The following is a 20,694-nucleotide window of genomic DNA, read 5'->3' on the forward strand; positions in this document are numbered from 1 at the left end:
ACCATTTCGGGTATCACCATGTCTGTTTTAAGCCTTTGCCGCCTGAGCACCGCCCTTGTCTGCCTTCTTTCCATCGTGCCATCGCTTGCCAGCGCCGAGCAGGCCACGGCGGCGAAAGTTCCTTATGCGGAGGCTGGAAACACCAACAAACGTGGTGACGCCTGCTTCTCGACGGCGGACACCAATGCCGCCGTTCACCTCCTCTCCGGCTTCCTCGAAATCTGGACCCCGCGCACGCCTTTCGTCGATGCGGGTGTCGAAGCCCCGGCCAAGGACAATTGTCCGGCAGTCGCCAAGACGGATTGGGACGGTATTCCCGCCAGCAAGACCGACGGCCATATCGTCAACCAGGCCGTCCATGACGCCAACATCGCCTATGTCGTCAATGCGACGCGGGCGCGGACGGCCGATCAGGCGTTGGCCGCCTATCTCGACGATCGGCGCGGCAAGAATGCCAGCATCGTCGATGGTCTCGGTCCGCTGACGGATGCCTGGAAGGCCGGCTCGAAGCAGACCACCACGATCACCGAGGTGGCGGCTGATGCGACGACGGTCAAATACGACGATAAGGGCAACAATCGCGGCGCCGGCAGCAAGCCGGACGCGGAAAACAAGACCGATGCCAACCCGGACATGGGCCTTGCGATCGACTTCATCAACGCCGCAAGCGGCGACGGTTCGACGGAGCCTGCCAAGCGCTATTTCAAATATGGCCGTCCGTATCGCTGGAGTCGGGACGTGTCGGTCGTCCCGACGCTGGAGCCCGCCAAAAGCGTCAAGCCGGTCGAAGACGGCGGTTTCCCGAGCGGGCATACGGCGGAAGCCTGGCGGGATGCACTGGCCATGGCCTATCTCGTGCCGCAGCGCTTTCAGGAAATGATCACGCGCGCCAGCGAACTGGGTGAAGACCGCATCCTTGCCGGCATGCATTCTCCTCTCGACGTGATGGGCGGCCGCATGCTCGGCACCGCCACGGTCGTCTACAATCTGAACAAGGCCGACATCTCAGCGCTGAAGAGCGATGCGTATGCCCAAGCGCAGGCATGGCTCATCGCCAAATCAGGCGTTGCGGATGCGGGTGCGCTCGAAGTCGCCGCGCATGCAGCGCCGCTCGCGGCAGACCGTTTCGCCGATCATGACGCCAACCGCGCTTACGTACTGAAGCGCCTGACCTACGGCCTGCCGACGATCCATGCGACCGATCAGCCGGCTCGCGTGCCGCAGGGCGCCGAAGCGCTTCTCGAAACGCGTCTGCCCTATCTGGACGGCGCGCAACGCCGTGACGTGCTTGGCACAACGGCGATTGCATCCGGCTATCCGCTCATCGACGACGCGGAAGGCTACGGCCGTCTCAACCTGTTTGCCGCCGCCGATGGCTATGGCGCGTTCGAGCAGGATGTCACCGTGACGATGGACGCGGCAAAGGGCGGTTTCAATGCGATCGATACCTGGCGGAACGGTATCGGCGGCAAGGGCAAGCTGGTGAAGCGCGGCAGCGGCATTCTCGGGCTTTCGGGCACCAACAGCTATGCCGGCGGCACCGTGCTGGAAGATGGCGTGCTGGTGGCCGGCTCATCCTCGGCCTTCGGTACCGGCGGGCTGACGGTCAATGGCGGTTCGCTCGTTCTGGCGGCCGATAAGCCGTTGACCGTGAGCGGCGATTATCAGCAGCTCGCCAATGCGACAGCGAAGCCGACGCTCGGCGCTAACGGCGCAGGCGCGCTGGTCGTCGCAGGCAAGGCGGTGCTGGCCGGCGATCTCGACGTGACGCTTGCCGATGGCTATGCCCCGACGCCGGGAACGAAGATCGAGATCTTGAAGGCGAATGCCGTGACCGGCACCTTCGGCAAGCTCACGGTCTCCGGCCACAAGGCGAGCCTCTCCTACAGTCCGACAACGGTTACCTTGACGATCGACGGATAATTTCCGGTATCGAGCGGACAGGGCGTCGCTGCTGTGGGATGCCCTTCCTGCCCCGGCCTGTCTGTTTGACCCCCGCACCTACGTCATTTTGCGTATGTGTTTTTGCGCTGCAGCACCCGATAGTCCCTTAAGCAACAGTTAATCTCCGTTTCCGGCCTGTTGCGGAACAAGAAGAGGGGCTCAACCTGATGAATCTCAAAACCACTATCACCGGTGCTGCGCTCGGCGCCGTCATGGCGGCATCGGCCGCTTTCAGCGGGGCGATTGCCGCCGACGACACGATCAAGGTCGGCGTATTGCATTCGCTCTCCGGCACCATGGCGATTTCCGAAACGACGCTGAAAGATGCCATGCTGATGCTCATCGACGAGCAGAACAAGAAGGGCGGCCTTCTCGGCAAGAAGCTCGAGGCCGTCGTCGTCGATCCGGCTTCCGACTGGCCGCTGTTTGCCGAAAAGGCACGCGAACTGATCGAAAAGGACAAGGTCGCTGCCGTCTTCGGTTGCTGGACTTCGTCTTCGCGCAAATCCGTGCTGCCGGTCTTCGAAGAGCTGAACTCGCTGCTCTTCTACCCGGTGCAGTATGAAGGCGAAGAATCCTCGCGCAACATCTTCTACACCGGTGCGGCTCCGAACCAGCAGGCGATCCCGGCCGTCGACTACCTGATGAACACCGAAGGCGTGAAGCGCTTCGTGCTCGAAGGCACCGACTACGTTTATCCCCGCACGACCAACAAGATCCTCGAAGCCTATCTCGAAGCCAAGGGCATTCCGAAGGAAGACATTCTCGTCAACTACACGCCGTTCGGTTTCTCCGACTGGCAGACTGAAGTCGCCAAGATCAAGGAATTCGGCTCGGCCGGCAAGAAGACTGCCGTCGTCTCCACCATCAACGGCGACGCCAACGTTCCCTTCTACAAGGAACTCGGCAACCAGGGCATCAAGGCAACCGATATTCCCGTCGTCGCCTTCTCGGTCGGTGAAGAAGAGCTTGCCGGTCTCGACACCAAGCCGCTCGTTGGCCATCTCGCCGCCTGGAACTACTTCGAGTCGGTCGAAAGCCCGGCCAACAAGAAGTTCATCAAGGAATGGCATGCGTTCACCAAGAACGACAAGCGCGTGACGAATGACCCGATGGAAGCCGCCTATATCGGCTTCAACGCCTGGGTCAAAGCTGTCCAGGCTGCCGGCACCACCAATACCGATGCCGTTCTCGACAACATCATCGGCGTCACCGTTCCGAACCTCTCCGGCGGCTATGCCACCGTCATGCCGAACCACCACATCACCAAGCCGGTGCTGATCGGTGAAATCCAGGCCGACGGCCAGTTCGAAATCGTCCAACAGACGCCTGCCGTCGTCGGCGACGAATGGTCGGACTACCTGCCCGACTCCAAGGACCTGATCTCCGATTGGCGCAAGCCTATGTCCTGCGGCAACTTCAATGTCGCGACCGGCAAGTGCGGCGGCAAGGGCTCCTGAGCGAGCTGACCTGACACGAGCCTGAAGACTTCCGTCCGGATTGCAAATCCGGGCGGAAGCTCCGTCCCCGGCGGTCGCTGCCGAGAAGGCAACGCTGGAGCAATTCCAACAAAGGTGCACAGCGGTTCTGTGTCCGGAATTGCGTGAGAACACTGAGATAGAGCATTTCACACTATGCTCCGGTTAGGCGGGAAAGCCGATGTATCGCGCCATCAAGATTTTTCTTTTGACCCTTTGCCTGACCCTCTCGGGGCTGACGGCCGGCCTGAAGGCTCAGGACGATATCCATGCCCTCGTCGATGCGCTCGGCACCGGCGGGTTTCCGGAGCGCGAAGCCGCCATCAAGGCGCTCGTCGCCTCGAAGGATGCGCATGTCAGCCAGATATTGCAGCAGTTGAGCGACGGCCTGCTCTATGTCAATTCCGAGGAGGGCGGTCCAGTTCTCGTCCAAGGCGGCACCGAAGACGAGCCGACCTTTTCCGATCCGATCACCGGCGAGGCTGTCGCCGATCTCGATCCCGACATGATGTCCAAAGTCCGGATCAACAATTCCGTTCGTACCCTGATCGGCACCATCATGAGCCAGTTGACGCTGCTGAGCCCCGATCGCGGCGCTCGCCTTGCTGCGGCTCAAGGCCTGCTGAAGGATGCCGATCCCGCCAACCTTGATCTGCTTAATTCCGCGCTGGCGGATGAGAAGGACGCCGAGATCAAGAGCACCATGGAAGCGGCCCGTGCCGTGATGGTGCTGAAGGGCGATGTCAGCGCCGCCGAGAAGAAGGAGGCGATCGATACGGTCGCAGCCCGCGGCGGTCGCGACGCCCTGACCATTCTGACCACGGCGTTGACAACGGCGCCCGAAGATCTGAAGCCCGTCATCCAGGCGCATATCAGCTCGATCAACCGCAGCTTGGTGCTCTGGGATATCGTCCAGAACGTCTGGTACGGTCTGTCGCTCGGCTCGGTGCTGCTGCTAGCGGCAATCGGCCTTGCCATCACTTTCGGGGTCATGGGCGTCATCAACATGGCGCATGGCGAAATGGTGATGATCGGCGCTTACACCACTTATGTCGTGCAGGAATACATCACCTCGACCTTTCCTGAGCTTGCCGATTATTCGCTGGCCTTTGCGGTGCCGGCCGCCTTCATCTTCACCGGCTTCGTCGGCCTGATCATCGAGCGTGTCGTCATCCGCTATCTCTACGGCCGGCCGCTGGAAACCTTGCTTGCCACCTGGGGCGTATCGCTGATCCTGCAGCAGGCGGTGCGCAGCTATTTCGGCCCGACCAACCGCGAGGTTCGCAATCCGAGCTGGATGTCCGGCACCTTCGATTTCGGCGGGCTTGCCATCACTTGGAACCGGCTCTGGATCATCGTCTTTTCGGTCGTGGTATTCCTGACGCTGCTGATGCTGCTGAAGCGTTCCGCCTTCGGCCTGCAGATGCGGGCGGTGACGCAGAACCGGCGCATGGCCTCCTCAATGGGCATCCGGACCGGCTGGGTCGACGCCTTCACCTTCGCGCTCGGCTCCGGCATCGCCGGCATGGCGGGTGTCGCACTCTCGCAGATCGATAACGTCTCGCCGAACCTCGGCCAGAGCTACATCATCGACAGCTTCATGGTCGTCGTCTTCGGCGGTGTCGGCAATCTCTGGGGCACGCTGGTCGGCGCGCTTTCGCTCGGCGTCGTCAACAAGTTCCTCGAGCCTTTCGCCGGCGCCGTGCTCGGCAAGATCCTGGTGCTCGTCCTCATCATTCTCTTCATCCAGAAGCGTCCGCGCGGGCTCTTCGCACTCAAAGGAAGGGCGGTGGAAGCATGATTACGGCCTTCCTTCTCCGGTCTCTCGATCGCAGGATCTCGATTGCCATCGCCCTGTTGCTGGCGGTCGCCATTCTCGTACCGGTGCTCAATCTGGCGACCGGCCCGACCAACCCGCTGCACATCCCGACCTATATCATGGCGCTGTTCGGCAAATATCTGACCTATGCGCTGCTGGCGCTGGCGCTCGATCTCGTCTGGGGCTTCTGCGGCATCCTCTCGCTCGGCCACGGCGCCTTCTTCGCGCTCGGCGGTTATGCGATGGGCATGTATCTGATGCGCCAGATCGGCTCGCGCGGCGTCTACGGCGATCCTGTCCTGCCCGATTTCATGGTGTTCCTGAATTGGAAGGAGCTGCCCTGGTTCTGGTACGGTTTCGACCAGTTCTGGTTTGCGGCGCTGATGGTGCTCGCCGTGCCCGGCCTGCTCGCCTTCGTCTTCGGGTGGTTCGCCTTCCGCTCGCGCGTCAACGGCGTCTATCTTTCGATCATCACCCAGGCGATGACTTATGCGCTGCTGCTGGCCTTCTTCCGCAACGATATGGGCTTCGGCGGCAACAACGGCATGACCGATTTCAAGGACATCCTCGGCTTCAACATCCAGGCGGACGGCACGCGTGCGAGCCTCTTTGCGGCGACCGCGATCTTCCTGGCCCTGTCGCTGATGATCGCCTCGGCGATCGTGCGCTCGAAATTCGGCAAGGTGCTGGTCGGCGTGCGCGATGCCGAAAGCCGCACGCGCTTCCTCGGCTACCGCGTCGAGCATTTCAAGCTCTTCACCTTCGTCGTCTCGGCGATGATGGCAGGCATTGCCGGCGCGCTCTACGTGCCGCAGGTCGGCATCATCAATCCGGGCGAATTCGCTCCTGCCAATTCGATCGAAGTCGTCATCTGGACGGCGGTCGGCGGGCGGGCGACGCTGATCGGGCCCATCATCGGCGCGATCCTCGTCAACGGCGGCAAGACGATCTTCACCGGCCTCTTCCCGGAGATCTGGCTGTTTGCGCTGGGCGGCCTTTTCGTCGCCGTGACGCTGTTCCTGCCGAAGGGCGTCGTCGGCACGATTGCGCAATATCTCGGCAAGCAGAAGCTTGTCTCCAAGGCTGCCCCGCCGGCGGCTGAAGAAGACGACATCGAGCCGAAAATCCAGGCAGCGGAGTGAGCACAGTGATTCCCGACGTCAAACCCACCAGCGTGCTTTATCTCAACGGCGTGTCGGTTTCCTTCGACGGCTTCAAGGCGCTGAATTCGCTGTCGATCGTTATCGAGCCCGGTGAGCTTCGCGCCATCATCGGCCCGAACGGCGCCGGCAAGACGACGATGATGGATATCATCACCGGCAAGACCAGGCCCGATGAGGGCGAGGTGTTCTTCAACGGCACGATCGACCTGACCAAGAAGGATGAAGCCGATATCGCCCAGCTCGGCATCGGCCGGAAATTCCAGAAGCCGACGGTCTTCGAAAGCCATACGGTGTGGGACAATCTGGAGCTTGCGCTGAACCGGCGTCGTGGTGTGTTCCCGACGTTGTTCTACCGGCTTTCGGGCGAGGACAAGGCGCGCATCGAGGAGATCCTGGAAACGGTGCGGCTGACGCACCGCCGTGACGAATTCGCCGCCAACCTCTCGCATGGGCAGAAGCAGTGGCTGGAGATCGGCATGCTGCTGGCGCAGGAGCCGAAACTCCTGCTGGTCGACGAACCGGTGGCCGGCATGACCGATGCGGAAACGGCGGAAACGGCGGTCCTGCTCAAGGATATCGCTAGGACCCGCTCGGTCGTCGTCGTCGAGCACGACATGGGCTTCATCCGCGACCTCGGCGTCAAGGTGACGTGCCTTGCCGAAGGCTCGGTGCTGGCGGAAGGGTCGATCGATTTTGTCAGTTCCGATCCGAAGGTGATCGAGAACTATCTGGGGCGGTGATCAGTGCAACTTGGAGACTTGAACCTGACAAAAGAAGACGCTCTAAAACGGGCGGGTTTTACTGTGGGGTTTCATCATGGCTTTTCTCGGTATTCTGGTTGTGGCGCTCAGCGGCGCGGTCGTCTGGTATTGGCGTTTGAAAATGGCGCGTGAAGCGGGAAACGAGATCATCGATTCGGTCGAGCGGATGCGGGGCGCTTATAAGCGCAAAAAGTTTCGCAAGCAGGCCGAAGTCGCGCCGCTGGCCTCGATCGCCGATCCGGCGATTGCGGCGGTGGCCTTTTTCTTCTGCCTTGCCAAGGAAAAGCCGATCTATGTCGACGCTGCGAAGGATGTCGTTCGCAACCGCATGAAAGGCATCATCCGGCCGGGCGACATGGAAGAGGTGCTGGTTTTCGGCGAGTGGGCGTCCAAGAACGTCACCAGTCCCGAAGATCCGATCCGCCGGTTCCGGCCTCTCTGGATAGAGGCGCTCGACATGCAAGAGCGTCAGCAATTGATCGGTATTGCCGAGGACGTGGCCGCGGTCGGCGGCGAGAGAACGACGGAACAGGAGCACGCCCTGCAGACGCTGAGGCGTGGCCTAATGAACTGATGGGGAATGGGTGAACGGATGCTGACAGTCGAAAACGCAAATCTGCATTATGGCGCCGCCCAGGCGCTGCGCGGCATCTCGATCAAAGCGGAGATGGGAAAGATTACCTGCGTGCTGGGGCGTAACGGCGTGGGGAAGAGTTCTCTTCTGCGCGCCGTTACCGGCCAGCATCCGCTGTCGGCGGGTACCATCACCTTCAATGACACCAGACTCAACGGTCTGCCGCCCTTTGCCCGCGCCAAGCAGGGCGTCGGCTATGTGCCGCAGGGCCGCGAAATCTTCCCGCTGCTTACCGTCAAGGAAAATCTCGAAACCGGCTTCGCTCCGCTTGGTCGCCGCGACCGCAACATCCCCGACGACATCTTCAGCCTCTTCCCGGTGCTGAAGTCGATGTTGTCGCGTCGCGGCGGCGATCTTTCCGGCGGGCAGCAGCAGCAGTTGGCGATCGGGCGCGCCATGGTGACGCGGCCGAAGATCCTCGTGCTCGACGAGCCGACCGAAGGCATCCAGCCCTCGATCATCAAGGATATCGGCCGGGCGATCCGCTATTTGCGTGACTCCACAGGCATGGCGATCCTGCTCGTCGAACAATATCTGGATTTCTGCCGGGAGCTCGCCGATTACGTCTACATCATGGATCGCGGCGAGATCGTGCATGAAGGGCTTGCCGAAACGCTGGATACACCGGAGGCCCGCCGTCATCTGACCGTCTGACCGGCAGATGCCGCATTTTGCAGCAGTGGACCCAGCAATTCGCAGATCTGCCGCATCTGCTGCGGGCATCCTGGACGGCATGGGAATTGCTTGCTTTCTGCTATCTGCGCGCTTGAATGAAAATCAAAGGCGCGACCGAAAGGGACGATATGACGATTGCGGCGGCAGGCACGAGACCGCAAAGAGCGGAGGGGCGCGGGCATCTGGCGGCAAAGCTGTTCGATGGCCGTACGCGCATCCGTGAGCTCTATCAGGAGGGAGCGGCGAAGATCCGCCTGCCTGATACCTTCAATGCCTCCATGGAAGCCGTCATCATCAACACCGCTGGCGGGCTCACCGGCGGCGACCGGATGGATTGGAGCGTCGATGCCGGCGCCGGTACGCGCATCGACGTCACCACCCAGGCCTGCGAGAAGATTTACAAGGCATCGGCCGGCACCGCCGAGGTGACGACCAGCATCAAGGTTGGAGCCCAGGCTCGCGTCGACTGGCTGCCGCAGGAAACGATCCTCTTCGATAGAGCCGCACTTTTCCGCCGGCTGGATGTCGATCTTGACGAGAGTGCCGAATTTCTGGCCGTCGAAGCCGTCCTGCTCGGCCGCAAGGCGATGGGGGAGGCGGTGGAGACCGGGCTGTTCCGCGACCGCTGGCGCATCCGCCGCTCGGGCCAACTGATCCATGCCGAGGAACTCAGGCTTTCCGAAGGCGTGGCGGCGCTGGCCGCGCGGCAGGCCGTGCTCGGCGGGCAGGTGGCCTTTGCGACGCTGCTTTATGCCGGACCGCTTTCCGAAGCCTATCTCGCCAAGGTCCGGCCGCTCGTCGAAGGATCGATGGGCGGTGCAAGCGCCTGGGATGGCAAGCTTGTCGTCCGCCTTGCGGCGGCCGACGGATTCTCACTCAGAAAAATCCTGATCCCGGTCATTTCCGCCTTGCGCAATGGCGCGCCTGTGCCGAAAGTCTGGAATCTATGAACCTGGAGCATGATGCCGAAAAGTGTGAGCGGTTTTCGGACGACATCAGGCTCTAACTCTTTAATGCAGAACAGGATCATCCTGTTCTAGGTATGAAGCAGATGGGCAAGCAATGAACCTCACTCCGAGAGAAAAAGACAAGCTGCTGATATCAATGGCGGCGATGGTGGCGCGGCGGCGGCTGGAGCGCGGCGTCAAGCTGAACTATCCCGAAGCGATCGCGCTGATCAGCGATTTCGTCGTCGAAGGCGCCCGCGACGGCCGCCCGGTTGCCGAGCTGATGGAAGCCGGCGCCCATGTGATCGGCCGCGGCCAGGTGATGGAGGGCGTTGCCGAGATGATCCACGACGTGCAGGTGGAGGCGACGTTCCCGGATGGAACCAAGCTCGTCACCGTGCACGAGCCGATCCGGTGAGGAGATAGGAATGCTGGAGCTCAGGCCCAATTGCGAATGCTGCGATAAGGATTTGCCGGCGGACAGCACCGAGGCACGGATCTGCACCTATGAATGCACCTTCTGCGCCGATTGCGTCGAGGGTGTGCTGAAAGGTGTCTGCCCGAACTGCGGCGGCAATCTCGTCGCGAGGCCTATTCGGCCGGTTGATATGCTTGCCAAAAATCCGGCGTCGACGAAGCCCGTGCTGAAGGCCGAGGGCTGTGCGCCCAAGGCGGCTTAAGGAGGACGAGATGATTCCAGGTGAAATCATTGCCGCAAGCGGCGACATCGAACTGAATGCCGGCGCGCAGACGGTGACGCTGGAGGTTTCCAATACGGGCGACCGGCCAGTGCAGGTCGGCAGCCACTATCATTTCGCCGAGACCAATGCCGGGCTTTCCTTCGATCGCGCTGTTGCACATGGCAAGCGGCTCGATATCCCGGCGGGAACGGCGGTGCGCTTCGAGCCGGGGCAGACGCGCTCGGTGACGCTGATCCCGCTTTCCGGCAAGCGCGAGGTTTACGGCTTCCGCCAGCTGGTGATGGGCAAGCTCTAAGAGCGATGGTCGGGAGGAACGCATGCGTTTGAATATCTGCCTGGTCGGAGCGGCGATGCTGCTCATGGCTGGTAGCGCCTCCGCCGAGGAGATCGATTGCAACAGTCCCAAGACGCAATCGGACATGACGGCCTGCGAGGCGGCGCGCCATGAGGCTGCCGACAAGGCTCTGAATGCGCAATACAAGAAGACCCGCGCCGCCCTGGCGGCGATCGACAAGGACCTGGATGGCGACATGAAGGGCGCGGAGCAGGCGCTGGTCAAAGCGCAGCGCGCCTGGATCGATTATCGCGACGCCGAATGTGACGCCTTCGGCTTTCAGGCCCGCGGCGGCACGATGGAGCCGATGCTGGTCGCCGGATGTCTCGCCAACATCACGGACAAACGCACGAAAGAGCTAAAAGAGCTCGAAGACACGATGAGCAACTGAGGTGATCAGGAAGATCATGATCGTCGGCAATGGTGAGGTCGGAGAAGGGATGGCAGGCATCATCGATGCCGCCGATTTCGTCGTCCGCTTCAACGAATGTCGCTCCTATGGCGACGGCGGCAGCCGCACCGATGCCGTCGCGGTCTGCAATACCGGCCGGCCGGCGAAAGCGATGCTCGGTTCGCGTGAGTGGCGCGCCCATCCCGGCGTCGTTTCGGCGCGCGAGATCTGGAGCGTGCGCGATCCGGAAAAATTCGCCGCGCTGCGCGCGCCGCTTGCCGTCTCGCATCCGGAACTCGACGATTTCTGCGACGACTATACCGATGAGTTCAGTGCCTTCTGTGCCGATGCCGGCAAGAGGCACGTCGTCATCGGCAAGTCGATCCACGAGGCCGTCGACGTGTCGCTTTCGGCTTTTGATCCGCAGCCATATGTCGTGCCGAGCAGCGGCATGATCGTGATCGGCGAGGTGCTGGAGACATATGCCGATGCCGAGGTGACGCTCGCCGGCTTCGGCCATGCCGGCTGGGAATGGCACCCTTTTGCGGCCGAAAGGCAGCTTGTCGATAGTTATATTGCCGCCGGCCGCCTCACCCGGCTCGGCGGAAAAAACCTTATCTCTTCTTCCCACGGAGCCTGATGGATGCCCTACAAGATCTCGCGCGCCGCCTATGCCGGCATGTTCGGACCGACCACCGGAGACAAGGTGCGCCTTGCCGATACGGAGCTTTTCATCGAGATCGAGAAGGATTTCACCACCTATGGCGAGGAGGTGAAGTTCGGCGGCGGCAAGGTGATCCGTGACGGCATGGGCCAGAGCCAGGTGACGCGGGCGGATGGCGCGGTCGATACGGTCATCACCAATGCGGTGATCGTTGATCATTCCGGCATCTACAAGGCCGATATCGGGCTGAAGGACGGGCGCATCGTCGCGATCGGCAAGGCGGGCAATCCTGACATGCAGCCTGGCGTCAATATCATCGTCGGCCCGGGCACGGAGGCGATCGCCGCCGAAGGCAAGATTATCACCGCCGGCGGCATGGACAGCCATATCCACTTCATCGCGCCGCAGCAGATCGAAGAAGCGCTGATGAGCGGCATGACCTGCATGCTCGGCGGCGGCACGGGGCCGGCGCATGGCACGCTTGCCACCACCTGCACGCCCGGTCCCTGGCATCTGGCGCGGATGATCGAAGCGGCCGACGCCTTCCCGATGAACCTCGCTTTCGCCGGCAAGGGCAATGCCTCGCTGCCGGGGGCGCTCACCGAAATGGTGCTAGCCGGCGCCACCTCGCTGAAGCTGCACGAGGATTGGGGCACGACGCCAGGCGCCATCGACTGCTGCCTGTCGGTTGCCGACGAATATGACGTGCAGGTGATGATCCACACCGACACGCTGAACGAAAGCGGCTTCGTCGAGGATACGATCGGCGCGATCAAGGGCCGCACCATCCATGCCTTCCACACGGAAGGGGCGGGCGGCGGGCACGCGCCCGACATTATCAAGATCTGCGGCCAGCCGAACGTCATTCCCTCGTCCACCAATCCGACGCGGCCGTATACGGTCAACACCATCGCCGAGCATCTCGACATGCTGATGGTCTGCCACCACCTGTCGCCATCGATCCCCGAGGATATCGCCTTTGCCGAAAGCCGGATCCGCAAGGAGACGATCGCGGCGGAAGATATCCTGCATGATATCGGCGCCTTCTCGATCATCTCGTCCGACAGCCAGGCCATGGGCCGCGTCGGCGAAGTGGCGATCCGCACCTGGCAGACGGCCGACAAGATGAAGCGTCAGCGCGGCCGGCTGAAGGAAGAAAAGGGTGACAACGACAATTTCCGCGTTCGCCGTTATATCGCCAAATATACGATCAATCCGGCGATCGCCCATGGTCTCAGCCATGAGATCGGCTCGGTCGAGATCGGCAAACGCGCCGACCTCGTGCTCTGGAACCCGGCCTTTTTCGGGGTGAAGCCCGACATGGTGCTGCTCGGCGGCTCGATCGCGGCCGCGCCGATGGGCGATCCGAACGCCTCGATCCCGACGCCGCAGCCGGTCCACTACCGGCCGATGTTTGCTTCCTACGGCAGGAGCCTCACCAATTCCTCCGTCACCTTCGTCAGCCAGGCCTCGCTCGACGCCGGCCTGAAGGGCCGGCTCGGCGTCGCCAAGCAACTGGTTGCGGTGAAGAATACGCGCGGCGGCATCTCCAAGGCATCGATGATCCACAACGACCTGACACCCGAGATCGAGGTCGATCCGGAGACCTACGAAGTGAGGGCGAACGGCGAATTGCTGACATGCGAGCCGGCGACGGTGCTGCCAATGGCGCAACGCTACTTCCTGTTTTAGGTCCACGTCCGATGTGCGACGGACGGCCCTGATGAGAACAGGCATCCGCTGGCTGTTGCGGATCGTCTTCCTGCTTGTGCTTCTGGCGGCCTGCGGAATCTTCATTCCCAGGCCGCTGATTGCGCCGGGCAAGGCGTCGGCGGCGGTGACGCATCGGGTTCTCCTGCTGTCGGGTCCGATCCATACCGATATTGCCATTCCGCTCGACGCGGAAACGCGGGCGGCTTTCTCCTTCCTCGGCGATACCGGTTTTCCGCTTGGCCATCCGAATGCCGAATGGCTCATTATCGGCTGGGGCGGCCGTGCCTTCTATCTGGAAACGCCGACATGGGCGGAGCTGAAGCCGGTGCCGGTGCTGCGCGCGCTGACGATCGACCGTTCGGCGCTGCATGTGGACCTTGCCGGTCATATCACCGAGCCCCAGCCCACCGTTACGGCATTCGATGTCAGTGACGATCAATTGGCGCGGCTGCGCGATTTTATTTCGGAGAGCTTCGTCCGCGACGCAGGCACGGTGGTGCCGATCCCGGATGCAGGATACGGCGAGATCGACCGGTTCTTCGAGGCCAAGGGATACTTCAACGCCCTCTTCGGCTGCAACACCTGGACTGCCGCTGCCCTGCGCTCGGCCGGGCTTCGAACCGGCTTATGGAACCCGCTTCCACAAGCATTGCGATTATCTGTTTCTGTCTACAATTGAAGCAACCGCCGAGCTCGCCCACTCCTAAAGTGAATTGTGAATCGCACTCTCCATTTGGTTGTAAAAATCGCTGGGAAAACCGATGTTTTCCCCAGCTAAACCATTCTGGAACAGCGGCACTGACCAGCGTAGAAAATCGCTTTTATGTCAATTAGTTAAGTGTCTCTCTGAGCTGTTCGATTCAGGGATTGGAAAGCTGCATCCCCTGCTAGAAAAATTCTGTCCACCGAATCGTCTGAAACCGTTCGAATTTTAACGAGTCGATTAAGACACCCGCAGCAATTGGGCTCTTATCAATGCCTTGAAACGCCGGGCAGGAAGGTCGATTCTCATGAGAAACTGGATGTCGCTGCAGGCCGATTTTGGCAATTTTCAACATCGCAGAAACGTCTATGTCTTCGCGCTGAAGATGAGCTTTCTTGCCGTTGTCCTCTCCGGCGTCATCATGGTGCTGACGATACCGCCGCTTGGCTTTTTCGGCCTGTTGCCGGTGACACTCTCGCATGCGATCAGCTTCGGCGCCATTTTTTCCTGGCTCGTCGGCGGGACGGTTTCCGGCATGCTGTCGCTGGCTGCCGGTTTTGCCCTGCATGAGCTGACGCTGTCGCGGGCGGAGTTCGAAAAGCTCAGCCGCACGGACACGCTCTCCGGCCTGCTGAACCGGCGCGCCTTTACGGAGGCACTGGAAAAAACCGAGGGCAACGCTTCGCTTGTGATTTTCGATGTCGACCGCTTCAAGGCGATCAACGATCGCTTCGGCCATGCTTGCGGCGATGCCGTCATTACCGCAGTATCAGGCATGCTCACATCTACCTTCGATGAAATTTCCATTGTCGCACGGCTGGGTGGGGAGGAGTTCGGCGTCATCGTCTCCGGCGAGCCGCTGGAGGCACGGATGGAGCGCATCGAAGGTGTCCGAGCCCGGATCGCAAGCGGCGCCATCAAGGCGGACGGGCACGACATCCGCATTACCGTTTCCGGCGGTGTGGCCGATCTCGTCGCCGAGCGCAACAAGCAGCAGGTCTATGCTTCTGCCGACCGGGCGCTCTATCTGGCCAAGGCGCTTGGGCGCAATCGCGTCGTGCACGAGCGGGAGGGTTTGCATCATGCCTGGCACGGGCTTGCGGAGAACGGCGTCGATGTCGAAGGCAGGGGGCTGGAGAGCGACAACGTGATGCAGGCTTACGGAATATAAAGATGGATCCGAGTGAAAAACCATTGGTGCTTGCATCGGGAAGAGCTATTTTGCATGGTCGTCCTCTCAGAAAACGGACATACCATGCAGCGCGTTACTTCCTATCTTCCTGCCGGAACCCCTTCCTCCCATCCGACCGCCCAGGTCAAGCTGCCGCATGACTTGCGCCATTTGCGCCGCAAGCTGCTGCATCTGGAAAATGGCGAGATGGTCATGCTCGATCTCAAGGATGCGGTGCTTTTCGCCAATGGCGATCTGTTGGTACGTGACGACGGCGAGTTGATCGAGATCCTCGCTGCCGACGAGAAGCTCTTCGAGGTTCGCGGACGCGACCGCACGCATCTCGTGGAACTCGCCTGGCATCTCGGCAACCGGCATCTTGCTGCGCAGATCGAGGAAGACCGCATCGTCATCCTGCGCGATCATGTCATCCGCACCATGCTGCAGGGACTCGGCGCCGTCGTTCTCGAAATCGACGAGCCGTTCCAGCCGGCGCGCGGCGCCTACCATTCTCACGGCGGGCATTCGCATGGGCATGATCACGATCTTGCTCATAATCACGGCCATGACCATGATCACGAACATGGCTACGAGCATGAGCATGAGCACCGCCACGATCGCGGTCATGATCATGACCATAGTCATGACCATGGACGGGATCATGACCATGGACATCACGACCACAAGCACGACTGAGCCTTGATGACGAGTGATCGCGAGCTCCAGGCATTGCTGCGCCTGACGGCATGGCTCTCGCCGGCCTTTCCGATCGGCAGCTTTGCCTATTCGGGAGGGCTGGAGCGGGCAGTGTCCGACGGGCTGGTTACAGATTCGAGCTCGCTTGCGGCCTGGATCGGCACGCTGATCGGCCATGGGTCGGTCTGGAACGATGCCGTGCTTCTGGCCGAAAGTCACAGGTACCAGGCAGAGCCCCTGCGCCTTGCCGAGATTGCCGCACTCGCCGAAGCGCTTGCCGGGTCGCGCGAGCGCCATCAGGAAACGATGTTGCTCGGCGAGGCTTTTCTTGCGGCGGCGCGGGCCTGGCCGGACGAGGTGTTCGAGCGATTGCCTGACAAGGTCGCTTATCCCATTGCGGTCGGGGCGGTGACGGGCGCCCACGACATAAAGCCCGAGAAGGCGCTTGCCATCTTCCTGCATGCCTATGCATCGCAGGCGATATCGGCAGGCATCCGTCTCGGCGTTGCCGGACAGAGGAATGGCGTTGCCATCCTTGCCGGTCTTGAAGAATGTATCGCGGAGGTCGCCCGACGGGCGGCAGCCTCGACGCTCGACGATCTGGGCTCGGCGACCGTGCAGGCCGATATTGCCAGCCTGCGCCACGAGATGCAGACGACGCGGCTGTTCCGCTCGTGACGGTGCGAAATTATCGCTGTGGCTAGAGCAATTCCAGCAAAAGTGCGCAGCGGTTTTGCGCCCGGAATTGCGTGAAAACAACGAGATAGAGCGCTTCCGTGATTCGAAGAAAAACAAGCGCTCTAAGTCATTTGACGGTGGCGCGGGCGGGCGGCTTCGCTATCATCAGCTTGGATTGGAGTAAGGCACATGAAATCAAGAAACGGACCTTTGCGTGTCGGCATCGGCGGGCCGGTCGGTTCGGGCAAGACGGCGCTGACCGAAAAGCTCTGCAAAGCGATGCGCGACGATTATTCCGTCGCCGTCGTCACCAACGACATCTATACGACCGAGGATGCCGAAGCGCTGGTGCGCATGCAGGCACTGCCTTCCGACCGCATCGTCGGCGTCGAGACCGGCGGCTGCCCACATACCGCTATTCGCGAGGATGCGACGATTAATTTGCAGGCGATCGCCGGCCTCAACCAGCGGATCCCCGATCTCGACGTCGTCTTCATCGAATCCGGCGGCGACAATCTGGCGGCGACCTTTTCGCCCGATCTTGCCGATATCACCATCTATGTCATCTCCGTCTGCCAGGGCGAGGAAATCCCGCGCAAGGGCGGGCCTGGCATCACCCGCTCGGACCTGCTTGTCATCAACAAGAAGGACCTGGCGCCCTATGTCGGCGCCGATCTCGAGGTGATGGACCGGGATGCGACGCGGATGCGTGCGAGCCGCCCCTTCGTCTTCTCCGACATGAAGCGCGGCGACGGCATCAGCTCGATCGTCAGCTTCCTCAGGGAGCAGGGCGGGCTCTGACGGTCAGAACGGCGAAAAAGGAATGGCAAAATGAACGGGCCGGGAGTTGACTCCCGGCCCGTTCATTTTGTGGGTTTTTTGACTATTCCGCCGCGAAGGGCGGCAGGCGGAGCACGTTGGTGTCGTTGCTGTTGGCGGTCTTGCGCTTGCTTTCCGGCTTTTCGATCGCGGTCAGGCGCTCCTCCAGCGAGTCGATCTCGCTGCGGTTCTCGCGGGTGACGCGGGTGAGATCCTCGCGCGACAGCGGCAGGTCCTCATTGTCCTTCCGGCCGACCAGGCGGCCGAAAGCCCAGCCGAGCAGGCGGGACAGATCGTCCATGATCAGGAAGAAGGAGGGCACGACGACGAGCGAGAGCACCGTCGAGACGATGATGCCGCCGATCACCGCGATCGCCATCGGCGCCCGGAAGGAGCCGCCTTCGCCGACACCGAGCGCGGAAGGCAGCATGCCTGCCGACATGGCGATCGAGGTCATGATGATCGGCCGGGCGCGCTTGCGGCCGGCTTCGACCATGGCTTCGACCCGGGCTATGCCCTGGTGGCGCATCTCGATGGCGAAATCCACGAGCAGGATGGCGTTCTTGGTGACGACACCCATCAGCATCAGGATACCGATCATGACGGGCATGGACAGCGGATTGCTGGTGAGGATCAGGCCGGCTGCGACGCCGCCAATGGCGAGCGGCAGTGAGAACAGGATGGTGAAGGGCTGGATCACGTCCTTGAAGAGCAGGATCAGCACCGTCAGCACCAGCAGGAGGCCCATCAACATGGCGTTGACGAAGCTCTGCTGCATCTCGGACTGGACTTTGGTGTCGCCGCTTTCGGCAAGGTGCACCGTGGCCGGAATATTGGCCTCCTTGACGATTTCACGGAACCGGGCCGAAGCCGTGTCGAGCGCCACGCCCTGCGGCAGGTCGGAACCGATCGAGACGACGCGGTAACGGTTGTTGCGCTTGATCGAGCTTACGCCCTCCGAATAGTCGATATTGGCGACGCTCGCGAGCGGAACGGTGCCGCCGCTGGCGGTCTGGATCTTCAGTGCCCGCAGCGCCGCAAGGTCGCGACGCATGTCGAGTGCCGCCTGGACACGGATCGGGATCTGGCGATCGTCGAGCGAGATCTTGGCAAGGGCCGCATCGACATCGCCGATGGTGGCGACGCGGATGGTCTCGGAGATCTGCTGCGGCGTGATGCCGAGGCGGGCGGCCTCGTCCTTGCGCGGGTAAACCTGCAGTTCCGGGCGGGGCAGGGCGCCGTCGGCGCTGACATTGGCCAGCAGCGGATCAGCGCGAAGCTTGGATTCCAGAATGCCGACGGCGTCGTTCAGGTCCTTCTCGTTCTTGGAGAGGAAGTTGAAGGAGAGGTCGCGTTCGCCGCGGTCGTTGAGCTTGAGGATATGAACGTCGGGAATGTCGCGCAACTTGGCGAAGACTTCCTTTTCGATATCCCATTGCGGACGTTCGCGGCCGTGGACTTCCACCTTCGGCAGCATCGGCCCGATGACCGGGATATGGCCGAGCCCGTCATTGACCATCTTCTTGATCAGCGATTGGTCGAGCTTGTGAAGCGCCAGCGTGATGGTGGCGCGGCGCAGTTCGAGATCCCCCTTCGGCGATGCGCCGCCGAGGACGAAGACGCTTTCGACGCCGTTGATGTCCTTGACCCGATCGTAGATCGCATCCGTCGTCTTCTCGGTATCGTCAAGCCGTGCATTGGGCGGCAGTTCGACGGAGAGAACGATGCGCGAGGCATCTTCCGGCGGCAAAAAGCTGCCGGGAACCTGCATCAGCAGCAAAACGGAGCCGACCAGGAAAGCGAAGGCGACAATCAGCGTCGCGTAACGCGTATACCAGCGCCCGGTCGTGCCGCGTATGAGACGGGTGTATCCACGCATCAGCAGGCCGTCATTGTCGTGATGGTCTTCCATGCCGTCTTCGGCGCGCATGAGATAGGCAGCCATCATCGGGGTGATGAGGCGCGCGACCATCAGCGAGAAGAAGACGGAGAAGGCGACCGTCAGGCCGAACTGGATGAAGTACTGGCCCGGAATGCCCGGCATGAAGGAAACCGGCACGAAGACGGCAATGATCGTGAAGGTGGTGGCGATGACGGCAAGGCCGATTTCATCAGCCGCCTCGATCGCCGCCCGATAGGGCGTCTTGCCCATCTTGATGTGGCGGGCGATGTTTTCGATTTCGACGATCGCATCGTCGACGAGAATACCGGTCGCGAGCGTCAAAGCAAGGAAGCTGACGAGGTTCAGCGAGAAGCCCATCATGTCCATGATCCAGAAGGTCGGGATCGCAGACAGCGGAAGGGCGATTGCCGAAATCAGCGTCGCGCGCCAGTTCCTGAGGAACAGGAAGACGACGATGACGGCGAGCAGCGCGCCTTCGAGCAGCGTATGGATGGCGGCTTCGTAATTGCCATAGGTGAAATACACCGAATCGTCGATCAGTTCGATCTTCACGTTCGGGTTTTCGGTCCGCACCTTGTCGAGGCTTTGCGCTACGGTTTCGGCGACGCTGACTTCGCTGGCGCCCTTCGAGCGGAAGACGCCGAAGGTGACAACCGGCGTGGCGTTGAAGCGCGAGAAGGATTTCGGCTCTTCATAGGTGTCCTTGATGACACCGAGATCGGACAGTTTGACGAAGCGGCCGTTCGGCAGTGCGATCGTCGTGTCGGCGAGTTCGGCGACGTTGCGGGCATCGCCCAGAACACGGATCGCCTGTTCGCTGCCGGCCACCTGGCCGCGGCCGGAGCCGAGGTCGATGTTGGTGCCACGCAGCTGCTGGTTCACGCTTGCAGCGGTGATGCCATAGGCATCGAGCTTGCCGGGGGTGAGTTCAATGCGCACTTCGCGCTCGGCGCCGCCATAGCGATCGACGCGGCCGATACCGGCCTGGCCCTGCAGCGCACGCTTGACGGTATCGTCGACGAACCAGGAGAGTTCTTCCAGCGACATATCGGGCGAGGAAACGGCGAAGGTCTGGATCGCCTGGCCCTCGACATCGACCTTGGTGACGATCGGCGCTTCGGCAGTCGCCGGCAGGTCGCTGCGGATTCGGTCGATCGCGTCCTTGACGTCCTGTACGGCCTGTTCCGTCGGCACTTCCATCCGGAACATCACATTGGTCTGCGAGCTGCCGTCGGTCACCGTCGACTGGATTTCGTCGATGCCGGTGATCGAGGCGATCGCGTCTTCGATCTCCTTCGTCACCTGCATTTCGAGTTCAGCCGGTGAGGCGCCGCTCTGGGTCACGCTGATCGAAACGAGCGGCACATCGATGTTCGGGAAGCGCGTGATCGGCAGCGAATTGAAGGACTGCATGCCGATGAACACCAGCAGGCAGAAGGCCAGAAGCGGCGCGATGGGATTTCGAATGGACCAGGCTGAAAAATTCATCGGATGGTCTCT

20 protein-coding genes are annotated in these 20,694 nt (G+C 61.6%); 19 read left to right on the plus strand and 1 reads right to left on the minus strand.

The features are described 5' to 3' along the window. Nucleotides 1–18 precede the first annotated feature (18 nt). From FHT75_RS00460 to ureG, 19 genes are all read left to right on the plus strand, one after another. A complete protein-coding gene (locus tag FHT75_RS00460; protein WP_029868140.1) occupies nt 19–1,923 on the plus strand; it encodes an acid phosphatase in 1,905 nt (634 codons plus the stop codon). Nucleotides 1,924–2,111: 188 nt separating this feature from the next. Continuing rightward, nucleotides 2,112–3,404 carry an urea ABC transporter substrate-binding protein gene (gene urtA / locus FHT75_RS00465; protein WP_025570349.1) on the plus strand — a complete coding sequence of 431 codons (1,293 nt, stop codon included), beginning with the start codon at nt 2,112–2,114 and terminating at the stop codon, nt 3,402–3,404. A 199-nt stretch (nt 3,405–3,603) separates the two neighbouring features. Next, on the plus strand, nt 3,604–5,223 hold the full coding sequence (urtB, locus tag FHT75_RS00470; RefSeq protein WP_029868295.1) for an urea ABC transporter permease subunit UrtB: 1,620 nt from the start codon (nt 3,604–3,606) through the stop codon (nt 5,221–5,223). Then, complete coding sequence (urtC, locus tag FHT75_RS00475) at nt 5,220–6,383, plus strand: urea ABC transporter permease subunit UrtC (protein ID WP_025570352.1); 1,164 nt, start codon at nt 5,220–5,222, stop codon at nt 6,381–6,383. Before urtB ends, urtC begins: the two co-directional genes overlap by 4 nt. 5 nt (nt 6,384–6,388) lie before the next feature. Beyond that, complete coding sequence (gene urtD, locus FHT75_RS00480; protein ID WP_025570354.1) at nt 6,389–7,144, plus strand: urea ABC transporter ATP-binding protein UrtD; 756 nt, start codon at nt 6,389–6,391, stop codon at nt 7,142–7,144. A 76-nt stretch (nt 7,145–7,220) separates the two neighbouring features. Then, a complete protein-coding gene (locus tag FHT75_RS00485; protein WP_029868294.1) occupies nt 7,221–7,739 on the plus strand; it encodes a hypothetical protein in 519 nt (172 codons plus the stop codon). A gap of 18 nt (nt 7,740–7,757) precedes the next feature. Then, nucleotides 7,758–8,453 carry an urea ABC transporter ATP-binding subunit UrtE gene (urtE, locus tag FHT75_RS00490; protein ID WP_025570357.1) on the plus strand — a complete coding sequence of 232 codons (696 nt, stop codon included), beginning with the start codon at nt 7,758–7,760 and terminating at the stop codon, nt 8,451–8,453. A 149-nt stretch (nt 8,454–8,602) separates the two neighbouring features. Beyond that, nucleotides 8,603–9,424: an urease accessory protein UreD gene (locus FHT75_RS00495; RefSeq protein ID WP_025570358.1), complete on the plus strand. Its 822-nt coding sequence runs from the start codon at nt 8,603–8,605 to the stop codon at nt 9,422–9,424. A 112-nt stretch (nt 9,425–9,536) separates the two neighbouring features. Then, nucleotides 9,537–9,839, plus strand: a complete 303-nt coding sequence (locus tag FHT75_RS00500; protein ID WP_025570360.1) for an urease subunit gamma — start codon at nt 9,537–9,539, stop codon at nt 9,837–9,839. A 10-nt stretch (nt 9,840–9,849) separates the two neighbouring features. Further along, nucleotides 9,850–10,101, plus strand: a complete 252-nt coding sequence (locus FHT75_RS00505; RefSeq protein WP_183844607.1) for a DUF1272 domain-containing protein — start codon at nt 9,850–9,852, stop codon at nt 10,099–10,101. 10 nt (nt 10,102–10,111) lie between these two features. Beyond that, entirely contained in the window at nt 10,112–10,417 is a 306-nt protein-coding gene (locus FHT75_RS00510; protein WP_025570364.1) for an urease subunit beta, read from the plus strand. A gap of 22 nt (nt 10,418–10,439) precedes the next feature. Beyond that, nucleotides 10,440–10,847: a lysozyme inhibitor LprI family protein gene (locus tag FHT75_RS00515; protein ID WP_029868292.1), complete on the plus strand. Its 408-nt coding sequence runs from the start codon at nt 10,440–10,442 to the stop codon at nt 10,845–10,847. A 16-nt stretch (nt 10,848–10,863) separates the two neighbouring features. Continuing rightward, nucleotides 10,864–11,487 carry a hypothetical protein gene (locus FHT75_RS00520; protein ID WP_025570367.1) on the plus strand — a complete coding sequence of 208 codons (624 nt, stop codon included), beginning with the start codon at nt 10,864–10,866 and terminating at the stop codon, nt 11,485–11,487. A 3-nt stretch (nt 11,488–11,490) separates the two neighbouring features. Continuing rightward, nucleotides 11,491–13,203, plus strand: coding sequence for an urease subunit alpha (ureC, locus tag FHT75_RS00525; RefSeq protein WP_047618681.1), 1,713 nt, complete (start codon nt 11,491–11,493; stop codon nt 13,201–13,203). A gap of 31 nt (nt 13,204–13,234) precedes the next feature. Further along, a complete protein-coding gene (locus FHT75_RS00530) occupies nt 13,235–13,903 on the plus strand; it encodes a TIGR02117 family protein (RefSeq protein WP_048338377.1) in 669 nt (222 codons plus the stop codon). 331 nt (nt 13,904–14,234) lie between these two features. Continuing rightward, nucleotides 14,235–15,098: a GGDEF domain-containing protein gene (locus tag FHT75_RS00535; protein WP_025570373.1), complete on the plus strand. Its 864-nt coding sequence runs from the start codon at nt 14,235–14,237 to the stop codon at nt 15,096–15,098. 84 nt (nt 15,099–15,182) lie between these two features. Then, a complete protein-coding gene (locus FHT75_RS00540; protein WP_082008852.1) occupies nt 15,183–15,794 on the plus strand; it encodes an urease accessory protein UreE in 612 nt (203 codons plus the stop codon). 6 nt (nt 15,795–15,800) lie between these two features. Continuing rightward, nucleotides 15,801–16,472, plus strand: coding sequence for an urease accessory protein UreF (locus FHT75_RS00545; protein ID WP_063474388.1), 672 nt, complete (start codon nt 15,801–15,803; stop codon nt 16,470–16,472). A gap of 189 nt (nt 16,473–16,661) precedes the next feature. Then, nucleotides 16,662–17,273 (plus strand): urease accessory protein UreG, encoded by a 612-nt coding sequence (gene ureG, locus FHT75_RS00550; protein WP_063474389.1) that lies wholly within the window; start codon nt 16,662–16,664, stop codon nt 17,271–17,273. Between the two features lie 82 nt (nt 17,274–17,355). Here the strand turns inward: ureG and FHT75_RS00555 are convergent, their stop codons facing one another. Next, a complete protein-coding gene (locus tag FHT75_RS00555) occupies nt 17,356–20,682 on the minus strand; it encodes an efflux RND transporter permease subunit (protein WP_047618693.1) in 3,327 nt (1,108 codons plus the stop codon). Nucleotides 20,683–20,694: the final 12 nt, after the last annotated feature.

It is taken from the genome of Rhizobium sp. BK112 (assembly GCF_014193215.1).
Classification (GTDB): Bacteria; Pseudomonadota; Alphaproteobacteria; order Rhizobiales; family Rhizobiaceae; genus Rhizobium; species Rhizobium anhuiense.